The organism is Vibrio sp. Of7-15 (assembly GCF_022347565.1).
Lineage (GTDB): Bacteria > Pseudomonadota > Gammaproteobacteria > Enterobacterales > Vibrionaceae > NORP241.
The window spans coordinates 503,546-523,885 of sequence record NZ_JAKRGH010000001.1 but is presented as its reverse complement, the minus strand read 5'-3'; the positions used below and the strand labels follow the sequence as shown (position 1 = coordinate 523,885).

The 20,340-nt window shown below is 47.5% G+C and carries 4 protein-coding genes; all 4 read right to left on the bottom strand.

Annotation, left to right across the window (positions count from 1 at the left end; genetic code table 11):
- Window positions 1-48: 48 nt before the first annotated feature.
- The 4 genes from MHO82_RS02065 to MHO82_RS02050 all read right to left on the bottom strand — a co-directional run bounded on the left by MHO82_RS02065 (window position 49) and on the right by MHO82_RS02050 (window position 20,311).
- Complete coding sequence (locus MHO82_RS02065) at window positions 49-13,350, bottom strand: non-ribosomal peptide synthetase (protein ID WP_239182181.1); 13,302 nt, start codon at window positions 13,348-13,350, stop codon at window positions 49-51.
- Window positions 13,351-13,541: 191 nt separating this feature from the next.
- Window positions 13,542-14,774 (bottom strand): MFS transporter, encoded by a 1,233-nt coding sequence (locus MHO82_RS02060; RefSeq protein WP_239182180.1) that lies wholly within the window; start codon window positions 14,772-14,774, stop codon window positions 13,542-13,544.
- Window positions 14,775-14,796: 22 nt separating this feature from the next.
- The gene (locus MHO82_RS02055; RefSeq protein ID WP_239182179.1) at window positions 14,797-15,525 is read right to left on the bottom strand and encodes an alpha/beta fold hydrolase; all 729 of its coding nucleotides are present in this window, start codon (window positions 15,523-15,525) and stop codon (window positions 14,797-14,799) included.
- Between the two features lie 46 nt (window positions 15,526-15,571).
- Window positions 15,572-20,311: a type I polyketide synthase gene (locus tag MHO82_RS02050; RefSeq protein WP_239182178.1), complete on the bottom strand. Its 4,740-nt coding sequence runs from the start codon at window positions 20,309-20,311 to the stop codon at window positions 15,572-15,574.
- Window positions 20,312-20,340 lie beyond the last annotated feature (29 nt).

Sequence of the window (20,340 nt, the reverse complement as noted above, 5' to 3'; positions counted from 1 at the left end):
AAGACATCGCATTGACGAGCGGCAAAAAAGCCGCTCACCAATAACAAATTAAAGTGTCAGTGATTTCCGTTTTTTCCGCTTCTTAGCGGTGTCGGCGGATTTGCCACTCCCCATGTTTTGTTGGATTTTTTCTAACCTCTTGTGAGAAATATCGGTAATAGAAGGCGCGCTTTCAGTTTCAACGCTTTCCAGTTCTTCCCTTTTTGCCTGCGCTAAAAAAACAGCAAGTTGGGCGACAGTTGGGGCAGAAAAAACATCTTTTACTTGGACAGTGAAACCTTGTTTTCTTAAACCATTAACCAATTGCAGACTGATTATTGAATCTCCGCCTATACGGAAAAAATTGTCATCGACGCCAACCCTTGGGATACCAAGCAAAGATTGCCACACATCACACAGTGTCTCTTCCAAGGCGTTGCTTGGTGCAACATAGCCTTGCTCTTCCTGCCAAATTGGCATAGGTAAGGCTTTACGATCCAATTTGCCATTAAAGTTAAGCGGCATCGCTTCAAGTACGGTATAGGCGGCAGGAATCATATACTCTGGCAGTGATTGACGAAGCCAATCACGAAGTTGCGAGGGGTCAATATCTTCTTCAACTGTCACGTACGCCGCGAGAAGCATAGTGCTTTGGTGGTCGCACGCTATCACTGCAGCCTGTCTAACAAGAGGGTGAGCAATCAGTGCATTCTCCACCTCACCAAGTTCAATACGGTAACCGCGAATTTTCACTTGAAAATCATCACGACCTAGGTATGCAAGACTGCCATCTGGCAACCAACGTACTAGATCTCCGGTACGGTATATCTTCTCGTCCGTTTCATTAAAGGGGTTCGAAACAAAGCGTTCGTTCGTCAACGTCTCGCGATTTAAATACCCGCGTCCAACACCTACCCCACCAATATACAGCTCTCCGGGCGCACCAACCGGTACAGGCTTGAGGTGCTCTGATAGCACATACAACTCCTCTCCAGCAAAGGGGCGACCAATATTACAGGCCTTCTTACCACCATAAGGGCTATAAGAACTCCAGATGCAGGTTTCCGTTGGCCCATAGACTTGAATGACGTCTTTAAAACACCCTTGCAACGACCGATACAGCTCGTCAGAACCGCTTTCACCGCCTACAATCACTCGAATATCTTGACGCGGCAAGTCTGACAACCCACTCTCCAGCAAGGCTTTCCAAACCGAAGGAGTCTGCTGTGTCAGGTTCACTCGATGCCCATGCTTTGCCATATCAAATCGCGCGCTCTCCACATCCGAAAGCACAATACAGCCCCCGGACATAAGAGGTGCCGCGTATTCAAGGCCAAAAATATCGAAGGTATACTGGGTGAGGCTCAATACAGAAACAGGAGATTCACATATCTGCTCTATCGCAGCATCGATGTAGGTGCTGAAGGTACCTTGCTCAATCATCACCCCTTTGGGTTTACCTGTTGTTCCTGATGTGTAAATAACGTAGGCCAGTTGGTTGGATCTAACGGTGACATCAAGGTTTACTTCATCATTGCTGTCAACCACCCCTCGACTTGTGACATCAATGATTGAGACGTTTCCTTCCAACTTATTCACTAAGGATTCAACCGCCGTAACATGTTGCGGCTGAGTCAAGATAATCGCAGACTGGGTGTCTTCTAGTATGAATTCCGAGCGTTCTTCTGGGTATTTGGGCGATACCGGAACATAGGCTCCGCCTGCTTTCAACACCGCCAAGATGCTGATAACAGTTTCTGCACTTCTTTCGAGATACAGAGACACCAGTGTTTCTTGCGGCATCACTTTCCCATACTTTTCACGATAGGTGGCATGGATATCGCGCGCCAATTGATTCGCTCTTTGGTTAAGCTGTTGGTAACTGAAGGTTTGTTCACCAACAATCAATGCAGTGGCATGCGGTGTTTGATTAACATGCCATTCAAAAATCTGCGCCATTCCCTGCTGGTTCATCGTGCGGGACTGGCCCCTTCCCCACTTGTTTTGGCAGGCGAGTTCCTGAACACTCAGCATCTCAATGTCGTGAAGCGCTTTTTGCGGGTGAGAAACAAAGCCGCTGAGTATCTTGATGTACATATCGCTATAGCGTGCGATAGATTCACGATTGAACAAACTGCACGCGAAGTTAAAGCGTGTTTCTATACGCTTTTCAGATTCGGAGACGGTAAGGCTCAAATCAAACTTGGCAGTATTCTGCAAGCTTTGCTCTTCATCCAATAATACAGGTGTAAATGGAAGTGCGACGCCGTCTTCTTGAACCTCATTCCTCTCTAACGTAAACAATGTCTGAAACACTGGATGTCTTGATGGATCACGCTCAATATCAAGATGATTCACCAGTTGTTCAAAAGGCATATCTTGATGCTTTTTGGCTTGGGCTAGTGTTGCATGGTTCGCCTTCAACAAATGACTTATCGTGAGATCCGAAGTAACTTGGCTACGAATCGCCAAGGTGTTCATGAAATACCCGACAAGAGACTGCACTTGAGAATGGTTGCGATTATCTGACGGTGTGCCAACAACAACATCTTTTTGACCAGACAGTGAGGAGAGCAACACAGTGAAGGCACTTAACATAACATTATACAAAGTCGTATCCTGCGCCCTTGCCAACGCTCTCAATTGATCTGATAAGGCAGAATCAAGCAAATAAACAACATCTTCACCCTGATACTCTATTTGTGGTGGTCGCGCAAAGTCAGTCGGCAGAGCAAGGTTTTCTACGCCCCTCAACTGATTACCCCAAAATGCTTCTAACGCCTCTTTTCGCTCTCCGACCATTTGCTTACGCTGCCAATGTGCATAATCCGCATAATCAATGTGCAAGCGCGGAAGTACATGCGCTTTGCCCTCTTTTGCCGCGTTGTACAACGCGGCCAAGTCTTTCAAGAAGACCGATATCGACCATCCATCGAACGCAATATGGTGCCAAACGATCAACAAATACGCGTTGCTATCCACCTGATAGTGACAGAGGCGAATACTGGGCTCAGATGTCAGGTCAAAGGGTTGAGCAATATCACTGCTTACCGCGTGTAACAACTCGTCCTCTGATTCTGGTGCAGACGACGTCACAGCCACCCGTTCTGCCAGTACTTTTTGGTACTCTTCCCCATGTTCATTTTCTAAGTACACGGTTTTTAGCACCGCATGCCGCTCCACGACCTCAGCTAGTGCTTGTTTCAACGCGCCGATATCGTGATCATCACTCAGAGAGACAAAGTAAGGGATGTGGTAAGCGCTATTGCCTGCATTATATTTTTCCAAGAACAGCTGACGTTCTTGCGCAAAGGAGAGCGGCGGATATTCCGATGTTTGCTTTTCAATAACTGCCGCCGCGTTTTGTGTGTGGTGGGTGAGTACGCCCACAATCGTTTTGTGTTCGAACAGCGTATCGATAGATACGTCTACGCCTACCCTTTTATTCATTGCAGAAATTAACTTCATTGCAGACAATGAATTTCCACCTAGCTTGAAGAAGCTGTCCTCAATACCGACTTGCTCAACACCTAAGGTTTCACACCAAATGTTTACCATTAGCAGCTCTTCGGCATTTCGCGGGGTAATATATTTATCTGCAGACACAACCATGGTCGGGGCTGGCAGTTTTCGTCTTTCCAGTTTGCCACTGGTGTTAACAGGAATCGCATCTATCGCCATCACCACCGAAGGCACCATATAACCGGGCAGCAAAGCGATGAGTTCGTTACGGACACTCTCTGCCTTCTTAGGCGTCTCACTACCTAAAACAATGTACCCCGCTAAGTGCGTTTCCGACTGATGTTCAAAGTCGACAACAACGGATTGCTCTACCCCTTCAACGGATGACAGTGCGTTTTCAACCTCACCCAACTCAATCCGATGGCCGCGAATTTTGACTTGGAAATCATTCCTGCCAAGGTATTCCAGCGTTCCATCTTGTTTCCAGCGAACCATATCCCCCGTTCGATATAAACGCGAGTCACGCTCAAATGGACTTTCAATAAAGCGCTCTTGCGTCAACCCTTCACGATTGAGATATCCTCTTGCTAATCCAATACCGCCAATATACAGCTCACCCGGAACACCGACAGGAACCGGCTTTAATGCCTGAGAGAGTACGTGCAACGTTTCACCCGTGAATGCCTTGCCTATTATCGCCGCATGGCCAGGAGCCACTTTCGAATACGTACTCCAGATACAGGTTTCCGTTGGCCCATACACTTGCCACACTGTGCCAAAATGACTGTTAAGCTGGTTAAACAACGCCTCTGTTCCACTCTCACCGCCAACGATAACGCGGCAACAGGGCAGGTAAAGCTCAGCAAAGTCATCTTGAAGCAACATTTTCCACAGCGAAGGCGTTTGCTGGATTACGTCAATCTGGTCGTGGTATCGGGCAACATCCTCTTTGAGTTGATCAAGGTCAGATAAGAACACCGTCCCACCCGAAATAAGGGGCGCGCCATACTCAAGGCCGAAGATATCGAAGGTGTATTGTGTCAAACTGAGTGTCGAAAACGCGGAACCCACCAACGCAGTGGTTGCCGTATCAAGGTAAGCACAGAAGCTCCCCTGCTCTATCATTACCCCTTTGGGTTGACCGGTCGTACCCGACGTATACAACACGTAAGCAAGGTGCTGAGGTTGTACGGGCAAACTGAGATTTAAACCAGCACTTGCAGAAAGTGTCGAAGCGGCTGCTTTTTCACACGCAGCTTCAACATTCTGTATAACGGGTGGCTTCTTTAAATCCAATGACAGGGAGGACAGAGAGTCCACGTATTTGCGTTGAGTAACCAGCAGTGGCGCTTGTGTATCCTCAAGAATGAACTGCGTTCTCGAACTTGGATAATCTGGAGATATCGGCACATACGCAGCCCCCGCTTTTAATACAGCAAGGATACTGACGACCGTAAACAAGCTACGATCAAGATACAAGGCAACCAAGCTCTCTGGTTCCATTTCCTTCCCATACGCTGCTGTGAATTGCGCGCGAAGCTCCCTCGCCAACACATTCGCCTTTTGGTTTAACGCATCATAGGTCAGGGCTTCCCCACCATACGTCAACGCGATGGCATCTGGGGTGTTAGCGGCTTGTTGTTCAAACCGATAAGCAAAAGTATCGGCACAGTATGGTTGATTTTCCGACTGATTCCATTCGCTGAAGGCCGTGTGCTCTTCTTCCGACGTGAAACTTAAACTTGCGTGCAGGTCGTACACACTGTCCGGTAAGCGTTGTACGATGCGCTGAATTTGTGCAAGCAGGGTCGCTGCTTCCGATTCTGCCAGCAGGCTTTGATCGTATTTCAAATGCAGCTCAAGACCAGCTGTCTTTTCGTACACCACCAAAGAAAGGGGGTAATCCATTTTCTCAATTGACGCACGGAAGCGAACCCCTGCTTCAGCGGCTTGCTCATCGTCCATTGGATAGTTTTCATATACAAACAAGCTATGGAACAGTCGCTCTGCACCCTGCTGCAACGACGCGAGTGAAACACCTGAATGGCTATTTATGGCGGCTATTTTTTGTTGAATACCCTGCAACATTGCAAGGCAAGTTGCGCTCTCATCCCAGCGAATGGTTAAGGGTAAGGTATTGATAAACAGGCCAACACTGGCTTCCACACCCATGACAGGCATATCCCTGCCTGACACGGTCGTCCCCACTGTGGTTTGCTCGTCCTGAGAGTAAGCAGCCAGCAATTTGTGCCACGCAAATTGCATGGCGACATTGAGCGTCACGCCATGCTCCCTGCACGTCGCATCTAAACGTCGGTGAATTTCCCCATCAATTTCAATGATGCTTTCTGCGGCTTTTTCCAATGTTTTGAAAGCATTTAAGTCACAACGTGACGTCAGCATTCTGTTGATATCATTCGCTGATGCAAATTGAGCACGCTCTGATGCCCAAAAAACCTCATCGTGCTGTTTTTGTAGCTGTCTGTATCGCTGCGCTTCTAGATACGCCGAATCGTGACCGACTTCAGGACACGTTCCGTCTAGCAGCGCAATGTAATACTGGTGTACAGATTGGAGCAACAATGGGCCACTCCAGCCGTCCGCAATCGCGTGATGTTCCGTTTTCATCACCGTTGATGAGGATCCACGAACGAACACCGTTAAACGAATCAATCCTGGGGAGGAAAGGTCAAATGGCACGGCCCTGTCTTGCTGTTGAAAATCAACCATTGCCTTTTCTTGCGCGGCCTCATCAAGGTGCGAAATATCAATGACGTGGAAATTACCTTCTCCTATCGTTGGTTGCGCACTGACAACCTGAAGAACATCGCCTTCTCGCTGCCAAACAAAGGCAGTTCGCAGTGCTGGGTAGCGTTTAGACGCGAGCTGCCACGCGTGCTGGTAAGTTTTGATGTCGATAGGGCGTTCATAATCAAACAATACTTGCACACGGTAGGCATCGTCTTCTGGCTGCGTAATGTTGTGGTAAATGAAACCTTGCTGAAGCCCGGTTGCAGGAAATATTGCTTCAATATCATATTGCCCCTGCAATTCTTCAAGCTCTGCGGGAGATAAGTCTTCCACATCGAAATCTGCTGGCGTTTTTACACCCCCCGATGCCATTGCTTGCAATGCAGTGGTTAACACGCCTCCCAGTGCGGTGTTTAATGCCTCTTGGAAAGTATCCGTCTCCTCTTCGGACAATGCGCTTTGAATGTAGAAAACGAGCTCGCCTTGCCGTACGACACTATTGATCGCCAAAGCATCAAGATCACCGTTTTCCTTTGCTACGACACGTCCGCAGGCATCTGCTGAGAGACCCCACTCTCCGTTCGTTCCTTGTGCGCCCATCTGCCCCAGATAATTAAACGTCACTGAAGGCAAGGAGGAGTAAGAGAGGTGCCCTGCCGCTTTAATAGCACCATACCCAAGGCCTTTGTTTGGCACCTTGCGAAGCATCTCTTTAGTATGGATGATGGTTTCTTCTTCATCCCTACCCGCATGTAATATCACCGGGTAGGTTGTGGTGAACCAACCCACTGTCTTAGATACATCGATACGCTCGTCAATCGTTTCACGGCCATGTCCTTCCAGCGTAATCGCGCTGTATGCATCACCGAATGTATTGGCTAACGCAATAGACAATGCACTAAGCAGCAAATCGTTTATCTCGGTGTTGTACCCTTGGTTTGCATCTCGAAGTAATTGTGTGGTTTGAGATTGATCTAACGATATTGTTCTGGTGTGACTTTGCCCAGACTCCGCTTTCAAGTGGTTGCCGTCGCAGACATCTTGCCAATATTTTGCTTCTTCTGGGTGAGCCGACGCATATTCTTCAACAGCCTGCACCCACTGGCGATAACTGCTTGTCTTTTCTCCTAAGGCTTCGCCCTGCAACAGACGTTTTAAGTCCTCTGCAACGATCCGCCAAGACACCGCATCAATGATAAGGTGGTGGCTTGCAAAGAAAAGTCGTGCACTGCCATCACCATACCCAGTGAGGTGGCCCGCCTGCCAAAGAGGGCCATTTTCTAAATCAAAGTGCTGCTGCCATTCTGTTAGGGTCTCTTGAATCTCAAGATCATTTAACTGGGATACATCTGCGGTTTTCAGAACAGGCACCCACGGCTGAACATCTGCATGGTAACGCTGTTGATAGCCACATTCAGTCGGCTCAAAGCCACAACGCAATATGTCGTGTTGAAGGGCTAGTGATTCTAGCGCACACGCAATTTCTTCTGCGGTATATCGCTCTGGTATAGTAACCATGAACGCCTGATTCCAATGGGAAGGGCAAGGAAGCTGCTTGTCGAAAAACCACTGCTGGATTGGCAACAATCCAAATGCCCCCGTCAAAATACCCTGTTCGGCTTCAATTTCCACTGCTAAGCCACTGTTTTGGGTCAGCGATATTGCTAGCTCGGCGACAGTAGGCGCATCAAAAATGGCTTTTACCTGTAAGACATACCCCTCTTGGCGAAGTCGCGTCACCAACTGAATGCTGACGATAGAATCTCCCCCAATCCTGAAAAAGTTATCATGAATACCAACACGCTCTACACCCAGTACATCCTGCCAAATGTCGCAAAGCTGTGCTTCGCAGGCGTTGCGAGGCGCGGTGTAGTCATCACCTTGAACAAACACAGGCTCAGGCAATGCTGCTTTGTCGAGCTTACCATTTATATTCAAAGGGACAACATCAAGCTCAGTGAACGTTGTTGGCACCATATAAGGCGGCAATGCTTCCCCAAGCGCATTTCTTAGGTATGTTTCATCAAGCGTATTGTTTTCTTGCATAACCAAATATGCTGCTAAGTATTTGGTTCCATCTTTATTCTTGTCTAATACCAGTGCTTGTTTGACTTTCGGTATATCGCTTAGCGCACTTTCTATTTCACCCAACTCAATACGGTACCCTCTGATTTTCACTTGAAAATCGTTTCGCCCGATATATTCAAGGTTGCCATCGCTCATCCAGCGTACTAAATCTCCCGTGCGATACAAGCGCCCATAGCCAAGAGCCCGATCGGCTTCTGAAGCGAAAGGATTGTCAATAAAGCGTTCCGCCGTCAGTTCTGGACGATTTAAATAGCCTCTCGCTAAACCAGCACCGCCAACAAACAATTCCCCTGTCACACCCGTTGGGACCGCTTGCCCACGCTCATCCAGCACATACGCTTGCATGTCTTTAAGTACGCGACCAATGTGAGAATTCGACGCATGATCATATTCGGTGAGTGGCTTATAGGTCACATGCACCGTTGTTTCCGTTATCCCATACATGTTTACAAGGAGCGGCGACGTATACCCGTAGTGTTGCCACCACGGTTTTAACTGCGCGAGATTCAGTTTATCCCCACCAAATATGACATAACGGAGGCTATCAAACGTTGCATCACAACGACGTGCCGCGTCACTGAACGCGTAGAAGGCCTCAGGGGTCTGATTTAACACCGTCACCTTGTGCTCCTGACAGAGCGACACAAATTGGGGAAAGTCGCGAAGGCAATCTTCCGTTGGGACGATGAGCTTCCCGCCATAAAGGAGGGCTCCCCACAGCTCCCAGACGCTAAAGTCAAACGTATAGGCATGGTACAAGACCCAAGTGTCGTGTTCATTGAACTGGTAGTCTCGCTCTGTTGAGGCAAACAGCCGGCCAACGTTCTCGTGTGTTTGCAGAACACCTTTGGGCTTGCCGGTTGTGCCTGATGTGTAGATAACATAGGCCAAATCTTGTGGCTTGATGTCCAGCGTAAGGTTGCTTTTATCCCATTGCTGCTCTCTGCTCGCTTCGATTTTCAATACCAGAGGTTGCGAAGAAGCCTGTTGCTGAATGCCAGTGAGTTGCTCTTCAAGCAAGGGTTGGGTAACCACAACGGGTGAAGCCGTATCCGCTAAGATAAATGCCGTGCGATCTTCTGGGTTTGCTGGTGAAATAGGAACATAAGCGCCGCCCGCTTTGAGGGTGGCTAAAATGCCGACCACCATGTCAATGCTTCGTTCAAGATATAGCGTAACAAAGGTACCAATGGGCATCGTTTCTTGATACTTGGTGGCATAGCTACCTCTGATGTACCTCGCCAATCGGTTGGCACGCGCGTTCAGCGCGTTGTAGGTCAAGGACTCTCCTTCAAAGGTAACGGCAATATTTTCGGGATACAACGCCACTTGGCTTTCAAACCAGCGAGTTATTGAATGCGTTTGTGGGAACGCAGATTCGCGCTCGCTCCAAGAAGCCAACTGCACTTGCTCGGTGCGGGTGCTCATTTGCAACGATGATATGTTCGCTTCTGGTGTGTCTACTACTCTTTCCATCAGCGTAATAAAGTGCTCTGCCATTTGCCCAATGCGCTCGGGGGCGTAAAGGTCGGACGCATATTCCCATTGAATTGAAAGTTGCTCATCTCCTTTATCCCAGCAGGTTACCGTCAGGTCAAATTTTGCTTCATTCGTGACCAATGGAATATCTCTCAAGGCACCTTCCGCATTAAAGCCCATATCTTGATTCTGCAAGACAAAGCAAATATCAAATAAAGGATGGCGATTCTCTTCGGATGTCACACCCAATGTGGTGAGTAAATCTTCAAACGCAATGTCGCTGTTGGCAAAATCTGAGAGTGTGTTCTTTTTCACTCTTGCAAGCAGAACATCAAATGCTTCTTCTTCCTTGACGTTCTCTCTTAGCGCAATCGTATTAACAAACATGCCGACAATATTTTGGATTTGACTATTCGAGCGCCCGTTAACCGGTGTACCTATGACGAGGTCGTTCCCCGCTTGGTATTTCGCCAGCAGCACGCGAAAAACTGCCATCAAAAGCATATAAACCGAACAACCTTGAGAGGCGGCCAATTTGCGCAACGCGTCAGCAAGATGGGCAGGAACTAAACGAGTTAACGCGTTTCCTTTCAAGCTTCTTACACTTGTTCTTGCATAATCAGTCTGTAAGTCGGTGACGGGTACACCATCTTCAAACCTTTGCAGCCAATATTTTTGCATGGATTGGTATTTATCCGACAAGTGTCTTTCTTTGTCCCAAACGGCAAAATCTTTGTAAGTAAGCGCCAGTGGATGAAGCGTTTCTCCGCGTTTCAGCGCCATATAATCGTGTAGGATAATACCCATAGATGCGCCGTCGGTGATGATGTGGTGTAAGTCCAAAAGTAAGAAGTGCTTACCTTTACGCTGGATAAAGACAGCTCTAAACAACGGCGCGTTTGATAGCACAAATGGCACGATGGAGCGTTGCGCTACCCGCTGGATAACTGCATCCGACTCACCCTCTTGTCGCTCTGCATCTACAAACACCACATCAACAGCACTGCTATCCTGCACCTGTTGTTTCACTTCATCGCCATCTAAGGTAAATGCCGTTCGTAAGGATTCGTGCCTTTCCACTAAAGCACGAAACACACGACGCTCTTCGTCTTCAATAGGCTGTGTATCCAGTTCTAGTAATACGGGGATATTGTACGCTGTCGAATCCGGATTTAGCTCTGCCTGCCAATACATTTGTTGTTGGGCTTTGGACAGTGGGTACGCTTCCGCTAATTCCGCTTTCTTGATTAGCTGACTTTGTTCTTTTTCTGAGAGTGTCACCTGACCGCCAGCTTTACTTTGCTCAATGGCAGCCCCTAATCCATGCTTGTCGTTCAAGGCATTGATAAATGCTTGAATGGAATCGGAAGAAAGCAATGCGCCAACGTCAGCTTGAATGCCTAATATTTCGTTGAGCATATATACAATGCGTGTTGCAGTGATGGAATCGCCACCAATGTTGAAGAAGTTGTCTTCCAGACTAATCTGCTCATAGCCCAAAGCGTGACCGATTGAAAACGCCACCAGCCTTTGCGCATCACATGCCTCGCCCCCATCAGGAAGTCGTGCATGATTACTACTCAACGCAATAGCAAGAAGGTCTTCAGGCACCCGCTCTTTTCGCTCATCGACGTCACTTTGCGTGCTTTTATTGATGAGTGGCAACTCTTGTTCGTTGAACCAGAAGCGATTTTTTTCAAAAGGCTGGGCAGGTAAACTGACGCGAGCATGGTTGGAAGAAAACACGTTCTTCCATTGAATTTTTGCACCTGCGACATACAGGGAAGCCAGCTGCGCTTGTATATCCGCTGTTACCATGTCACAGTCTACAAGCAGTTGATTCGCTTTTTTGTCCAACCCCTTTGTTACGCGTTTATCATCCAATGACAGCAATATCGTTTCTGGTAATGTACGTTCTTGGTTTTCATCGTCCAGAACGCAACTGAGGCGCTGAAGCTGTTCAACAAGATCCTCGATAGAAGTAACGAAAAGTGCGGCGCGGCAAAGGTGATGCTCTCGTCCTACCGCAGCTGTATAGCAAACATTATCAATCCTTACATTCGGTTGTGTTCCAAAATACGCGTTGTACCTTTCTACCATTTTTTGTAAAAGCGCAGGTGTTCTACCAGAAACCGGGAAAACAAAGTGGTTTTGAGTGTCTTCACTTTCAGGCTGATCATTCATCGCCTGCTCGAGCACAATATGGCAGTTTGTGCCGCTTAGGCCAAACGAGCTGATACCAGCCAAGCGCGAGCCATCAGATTCCCAGTCCCGGCACTTGTCATTGATAAATACCGGCCCCGAGCAGAAATCTATAAAAGAATTGGGTTCATGAAAGTTTATTGTCGGCGGAAGCAACTTTTCTCTAAAGCCCATCAGTACCTTTATCACTCCAGCCAAACCCGCTACTCCTAGCGTGTTGCCAATGTTCGTTTTTACCGATCCGATAGCACAAAACTGCTTTTTATCAGTAAAACGAGAAAATGCGTCCCTTAGCCCTTTTATTTCAATGGGATCTCCCAAATGGGAGCCCGTGCCTTGCGCCTCGATATAAGAGAGTTGATCTGGCGTAATACCCGCCCGCTCCCACGCTTCAACCATCACATCTCTTTGGGCTTTCGCATTTGGCGCAGAAATGCTGCTTGAAGCACCATCATTGTTGATTGCAATACCTTTAACGACCCCATAAATCGTATCTCCTGCCTTTTGGGCTTCAGCCAAAGGCTTGATCATGACAGCGGCAACGCCTTCTCCCCACGCTGAGCCATTGGCCTTCTGATCAAATGCGCGGATTAAATAATCGTCATTTTCCATGTCTTCCATCACATCTTTCCAAGGACGGAAAAAGAGGTTCGCGGCGCCCACTAATGCACTACTGCAATCCCCGGCTTGTACTGCTTTAATCGCTGAATCAAGCGCGATCAAACCAGAAGAACATGATGTATCTAGGACCATTGCTGGCCCTTTTAGATTTAGCAAATAAGAAAGACGACTTGCTAACACGCTCGACCACGAGCCAGTGATGGTATTAAAATCTCGTTTTTCAGCTTCGATAAAGTTTAAATAGTTATTTGCAAAACGATGGGTATGGTCATTCCCAATGAATACACCAACGGTTTGATTATAAAATTCGCCTTTGTGATAACCCGCGTCTTCTATGGTTTCTGTCATTACCTCAAGCAACTGGCGATGATACGGGTCCATATGACGGGCAATGGCTGGCGGTATATTAAAAAACTCGTTGTCAAACGTGTCTACACTCTCAAGGAACCCCGCATTAAACAGCGTCACTTCCCCTTCTTCTATCGCTTCTAAATCCGCGCGGCGCTTAGCAGGGAAAGGCCTGATGCTGTTTCTGGCATTCAATATGTTTTGCCAAAACTGCTCTTTGTTATCAGCTTCAGGAAAACGGCATGCAATGCCAACGATAGCGACATCTTGTCTTTCTTTTGACGGCGAAGATTCAAGGCTATTTAAGAAGCCAATCGCCGTCCCTTTATCAAGCTTCCTATCCTTAACCTGCTGCAGTAAATAACGAACTAAGTCTTTATTTTTAGTTCCTACATCCATGTTATTTTTTCCCGTTTTCATTGGCATATCCCTGCATTACAACTGGCAATCTGTAAAAATCCGAAAAGATTTCAAGTCAAGCGTCACCTAACCACTTTTTTCAAGGTGGCTTATTCGGTTATATTTCCGGCATACGTACCGCCCTATAAGAGCGGTGCGTTATTCTTGGTACACAGCAATTTTATTCTCCGGATACCAAGGTTCGGCATTATTTAATTTGAAGTAATCAATTTAGAAAAACTCCGGCTACTTCTAAGCAATGGGAGCAATATTGTCAGGCAGCAAATAGCCAAAACAACTTCCGTAGAAATAGAGAACATTAATGGTCCTGTGCTGCCTTTAACCTGCCAGAAAATACCCCCCACTAACGGCCCTGAAATGGCGCCGAAGTTACTAACAAACCCTTGTACACCAAATGCACTTCCTTTATTTTCACCCGCGACTTCACTGATTAGCTTCGACAGAACAAGTGCTGAAGTGGTGATCACACTTGCATCAATGACGAACAGTACACTAATTTGCCAAAGCGCAGACACTTGCAGCATTAACCACGTGGATGTTGCACCCACGACGCTTGCAAAACTGAGGAATATTGCAGGGTTAACCCTATCAGCAAACCGCCCAAGCATGGGGGCCGCCATCATAGAAATAATCCCACCCGGAATATACGCGATAGATAGCTCCGCAACGCTGACGATATTGAGGTGTTCAAGCAAGTATACTTCGAGGAATGGCGCAACAAGAGAGCCCGTTAGCTGTCCTACAAACACCAGTCCAAAAAGGCACAATGTCAGCTTAGACATCCGAATTTTTTCCTTAGAAACCACCTCTTCTGAATATTCTTCTACCACAATGCCACGTATCGCATAGTAGCTTTTTATACCCGCATACAAAGAAGCCACGGCAAACACAGGAATAGAAGCATAAATAATCGCTGCGGAGTACCCTTCACCTTCCGCTACCGATAGCAACGTAAACGCAAAGATAGCGCCCCACATTACGCCAATACCCAGTTGCTTAGACGCTTCGCCAAGCACTTCAGCACGATGTTTAAAATCGCTGACTTGCCCAAAGCACGTTTGCCATACCAGCCAAAACAGGCCAGAGCCAAACCCTAACGCAAGTGTGGCAAAAATCATTACTGTGTAGCTCGATTCCAAAATAGCTAAATAGAGACACACATACGCCGCTGCTTTAAGTACACAGGCAACCAAAGCAAAGGTCGCTCGGTTAGCCCAACGGTTCACCCTCTTTGAAAAAATGAGCGCCGACAAACCAGTACCGACCGCTTGGAGTGAGAATAGTATGCCCATTTCCCAGCCGTTCGCATCAAAACGCTGGTGTGCCACTACCGGAATGATAAAGTTAATAAAAAAGAAGCCAAGTGTATCCATCCGAATCGGAATAAGCAGAGGTTTAAGAACCGCTGGAAAATTAGAAGTCATACGTCATCCTTAATAAATTTGATTATGCAGCAGCGCTAAGCTTGTTTTGTTTCAACTTGTCATTAATTACTGTGCAAATATCTTGGTAATGTTCATTTATAAAAAAGTGGCCGCGGCCAAATCGATATAAAGAGAAGTTCCCTTCTGTATACCCTTCCCATGCCTTCGCCATGTCAATAGTTAACATGCTATCTTCTTCACTAAAGAAGAAAGTAATGTCTGACTGCGAAATAAACCGAGGCTCTTCCATGACATAGTTTTCAAGAATTCGATAGTCACTTCGAAGCACAGGTAAAAATATGTCTACCAACTCCTTCATCTTGAAAAAATCATCGGGTGTACCATCAATTTTTCTGATTTCATTAAGGAAGTCGTCATCAGAAAGCGTGTGATAGCGAGTGAGCACAGGCATGTGAGGCGGCTTTCTTCCTGATAAAAACAGGTGTTCAGGATCATTCACCCCCATACTTTTCAGCGCCTTAATAACTTCATACGCCACGGCACATCCCATACTGTGCGCATACAAAGCATATGGGCCTTTTCTAGCGATAGGTAGAATTTGGCTTAAAGTGTCATCAACAGTTTCCTGCATGTCTTCACATCTAGGTTGAGACATACGGTGGCCATGCCCGGCATACTCTACTGAATGCAACGCAATGTGCTGCTCAAAATGCGCCCCCCACTTGCTATAGGTTGCATGCCCAGAGCCGCCAGCGAAAGGAATTGCTATTAGTGTGATCTTCTTTTCCATAGTCCGTAGAAGCGCGTAAACCTAACGATTCACGCGCGTTCATCTCCTAGATTTTATCCAAAATGTTGTCAATTGATTCGTTGCCGTCAGTGACACTGTCCATCAAGCTTTCCCAATCGGTTTTCGCATCTTGCTCACCCTCGTCCTCCGGGATCACACCGCGTTTCTCGTCGATATACTCCGCCATGACATCTACAGATGGGTAAGAGAAGACGTCTGAAATATCCACCATTCCTGGGAACTCAGCTTCAACTACCTTGAGTAAGTGGGTGGCAATAATGGAGTTACCGCCCATATCTTGGAAGTTAGTGAACACATCTATTTCGCTTACCCCGAGCACGCACGCATAAATCTGCGCCAACGTCGTCTCTGTTTTAGTAAGTTCAATTTCACTTTTACCCGTTATTTCAACCGCACCGCCAGACGCCTCTGCATTATCGCTAGCCGAGGAGGCGGTCTTTGCCAGCTTGTCTTCCATTTCAGGCGACAACGTAAATGGCACTTGTTGCTCAATTTGCTTGAAAATAGTGGGGTTGATATCGCTCGCAATGACAGAAGACGCTCCCGCCAGTACTACCTGAGTCAGCTTGGTAAAGGCTTCCTCGTTCTTAAGCGAATTGAACGGTGTAGAGCCTTCTTCAATTTGGAAAGCGATAGCCATTCCCGCTTCTTGCCACAACGGCCAGTTTATTGAGTAGACAGGAATCCCAAGGGCTCGCGCACAGGGGGTAAGTGCATCCAAAAAGGCATTCGCAGCAGCATAGTCCGTTTGGCCTTCGCCACCAATACATGCGGTAATCGACGAGTAGAGAACAACAAAGTCGAGGGCATCACCTTCAAGCAACGACAGTAAGTTGCAACTTCCTTCGAACTTGGGCTTTAACACTGAATCGTAGGTTTCAAACGACTTACGCATAACAAACCCGTCACCCGCGATACCTGCCGTATGCAACACACCATTTATTTGGCCTATGTTGGATTTGATGCTGCCAATCGCATCAGCCAGTTGCCCTTTGTTCGCGACATCTGCACTCACATAGGAAACTGAAGCAGCGCTCTCCTGCATTGACAGCATTGCCTGACATACCTCTGCGTATTTATGATCCTGCTGTGCGGCAATCGCAGACCATTCATTGCGCTCTGGCAGTTGTGAGCGTCCCATAAGGACGATGTGGGCCTTAGCCTGACTGACAATGTGCTGCGCTGCAAGCAAGCCAAGCCCGCCTAGTCCCCCAGTCACGACGTAAACGCCATTTTCCTTAAACATTGGACCAGATGGCTCGGTCACCGTATGAGGTGCTAGCACTTGTTGGTATAGCTCTCCTTCCCGTAACGCAATATTTTTACCAGTAGGGATTTGCACAAGGCAGGTAACTAACTCTTCTTTTGACGTAGTAACACCCCCATCGAGCACTCTGCACTCGAGGCCAGGTACTTCCATCGCAAACGATTGAACGAACATCGCGCTTGCTGCGGCGATAGGGTTCAAATGAGACTCTAGGCCAGAAACCTGCCACCCTTCCGCACTGAGCAAGGCGATCCCCCAAGGCAGCTTCACTTTTTCTTCGGTGATGGCTTTGCAGAGCTTAAACCACAGGTCTGAACTGCGTTTACGTGCCTTCTCTATACCGCCGTTTAGAATGTCATCAACCTGCACCTGAAGATCATTTGCGAGTACGATGCCAGCTGTCGTTGCTGTCACGCTTCCACTCAGTGCTTCACGCAAGGCCTCAATGCTCATTCCACGACTGATGTCCAAAACACGGACGTTTATTTGCTGTGCTTTGAACGCGCTTTCCAGTTCAGTAATTTGGCTTGCGTCATCTGCTACTAATAGAAGCTCACCTTCCGGTCTCGTGTCTGTTGCATCAAAACCAGGGATGCGCGACCACGTCAGTGCAGTGAATGCCTCTTTACCTTGTTGGCTGAAACCGAAGCTGTGGACCTTTTTGGTGATGTAACCAACAGACTCCGCAATCACATTACCTTCGCCATCGGTCAGGGTCACGTCATAGGTATGGGTCTCTTCTTCACCAGTTACGGTCGTTTTTGGCACTACATGGGTATACATCTCAGCGGTAAATGGCGCGTACAACTTGAACGATTTATACATAAACGGCAGGTAAGTCTTACCTGTGCTTTGGCTGGTCAGATTCATCGCGTTGTCGAGCACTGATGGGTGAATTGCTAAGCTCTCTAACTCGTGTTGTAACTCAGGTTTCAGGCTGAGCTTCGCCAGTGCGACGTCTGGTGTTGTCCACGTTGACCGAATTGCGTCCCAGTGAGGACCAAACTGGAAGACGCCCGTATCACTCTCAATGCGATAATCTTCAACAATTTCCGTCGCTGCTTGCTTTATTTCTTCAATTGGCAATGTGCGGTTTGGAAGATCGGTGATGCATTCTGCTCCACCTTCTACATGTAGAACCCAATCATCAGACTCCACATCTAAACTTGAAATAGTGAAATTGACCGTCTCCCCTTTCTGGGAAAGTGACAACTGCATACGGCGCGTTTCACCTTCTGCCACGACCATTGGCTGAAGGAAACAAATATTTCTAAGGTCAATGCTTGCCCAACCTTTTGCATCTTTTACCGCAGCGCGCGCCATTTCTAGGTAGGTAGTACCCGGAACAACACACGTCCCCTTTATTTTGTGGTCATCCAAGACCCAATGCGTTTCATTATTGAAATCTGACTCATACACCCATTCTTGTGACTGACGGCCAGTGCAACGTTCTACCAGTGGGTGTAATTGGCTATCAAAGCCTTTAACTTGGCTAACCTTTGGCTCTGCCCAAACACGTACCCGCTCAAAGGGATACGTTGGCAACGCTAACCGATATCGGGTTTCAGCTGCATAGCAGGCTTTCCAGTCAACATCAGCCCCTTTGCAATAGTGCTCGGTAAGAGCGGTTAACGCGTCAACGTGGGATTCAGACAGGTAAGCAGTTAAGCATGACTTCGCGCTGTCAGTCGCCGCTTTTTTCTCTTTATCGGTTATTTCACCTTGCTCCCTTTGCTTTTTCTTCTCACTGACAATGTGATGTGAGCCGTACGCAATACCCTCTTTTGCTGCCGGTCCTTCTTCAATGAGGTTGATAGAAGCATTCAACTTACCCACAAAATCCTGTTCATCACTCGCCACAATTGCAAGTCGGTGAGCATAGTGACCACGGCCCGTTGCTGCGGTGAAGCATAAGTCAGCCAAGTTCCATGATTGTGTTTGGCAAAAGTCCTGATACCGCGCAACATAATCAAGAAGCAACGTTTTCTTTTTCGCTGATAAGGTAAAACAATATTGTGCTGCTTGGTTATCGGAGCGCGGTTTTCCCGGCGCTTCTTCTACCACCATGTGGCAATTGGTATGGCTAAACCCAAATGAGCTAATGGCAGCGCGTCTTGGTGTTTCGCTTTCCGGCCAAGGTTGATTTTTGTCCGAAACATACAACGGGCTATTGGGAAAATTGATGTAAGGGTTTGGTGCATTGAAGTTTATCGTTGGTGCCAATGTTTTATATTTCATTGACTTAACGACTTTAAATAGGGATGCAATGCCAGAGCTCGCCACCAAGTGCCCCATATTTGTCTTCAACGAACCAATCGCACAAAACTGTGAACGTTCGGTGAAGCGCCGGAACGCTCGCGTTAGGCCTTTGAACTCAATCGGGTCACCTAGCACGGTGCCGGTGCCGTGTGCTTCGATGTAAGATAATGTCTCTGGGTGGACACCCGCATTATCCCACGCCTTCACAATCACATCTTCCTGAGCTTCTGCGTTGGGCGCGGTTAGGCCATTCGAGGCGCCATCATTGTTAATGGCACTGCCTTTGATGACAGCATGGATATGGTCACCATCTTTCACTGCTTGCTTGAGCGATTTGAGCATGACCATGGCAACGCCTTCACCCCAGACTGTACCGTTTGCGGAGGCATCAAAGGTTCGGATAACGCTGTCTTCGGACTCTACCGAGTCCATGCTCATCCCACCTTGGTAACGTGGCTTAAATTCACCCGGGATGATGTTTACCCCACCAGCCAATGCAGTATCACATTCACCACTTAATATCGCTTTTGCGGCCATATGTACTGAGACAAGGCTTGCCGAGCACGCAGTGTCCACTAGCATGCACGGGCCCCTAAAGTTAAAGAGATAAGAAATTCGGCTACCAATAATACTTTCCCAAGAACCGGTAAGTTGCATTGGATCCTTTTTGGTGTTGTAACGATATAGGGAGAAGTTGGTACCTTCTTTCCCTATGTAAACGCCGGTGTTTGAACCGAAAAGCGTTTCTCCCCCGTAGCCTGCATCCTCCATCGCTTCCCAAGCGACTTCTAGAGTCAGACGTTGATTTGGATCCATATAGGTTGCTTCTGAGGGAGGAATACCAAAGAAAGCTGTGTCAAACTTATCTGTTTCATCCAAATACCCCGCTTTTGCGTAAACCTCTGCCATGTCTTCTGGCTTGATCGCCTCCCCTATCAAGTATTCCATGTAGTAAGGGTTACGAAGGATGTGCTCTCCGTCTTTCTGGCGCTCTATGGGGAATTCGTCAATGCAGTTGATGCCATCGCTCAACAACTGCCAAAACTTCTCCGCATTTTCAGCTTTAGGAAACCGCCCAGCCATGCCAATTACAGCGATCTCATTGCCTGTCGTACCCGGAATATTTTCTGCTCTGCCACTAGTTAACTGACTTAGCTCGAGCAGGTACTCTTTGGCTTGTTGTTGAGATATTTCCTGATTGGCGACCTGTTGCAAGATATAATTTTTGATCGCTTTCATTTGTAAACATATCCTTGTAAATTCAATGT

Coding starts and splice junctions, on each gene's coding strand:
- MHO82_RS02065 (WP_239182181.1), bottom strand. CDS start 13,350: ATGAAAACGGGAAAAAATAACATGGATGTAGGAACTAAAAATAAAGAC.
- MHO82_RS02060 (WP_239182180.1), bottom strand. CDS start 14,774: ATGACTTCTAATTTTCCAGCGGTTCTTAAACCTCTGCTTATTCCGATT.
- MHO82_RS02055 (WP_239182179.1), bottom strand. CDS start 15,525: ATGGAAAAGAAGATCACACTAATAGCAATTCCTTTCGCTGGCGGCTCT.
- MHO82_RS02050 (WP_239182178.1), bottom strand. CDS start 20,311: ATGAAAGCGATCAAAAATTATATCTTGCAACAGGTCGCCAATCAGGAA.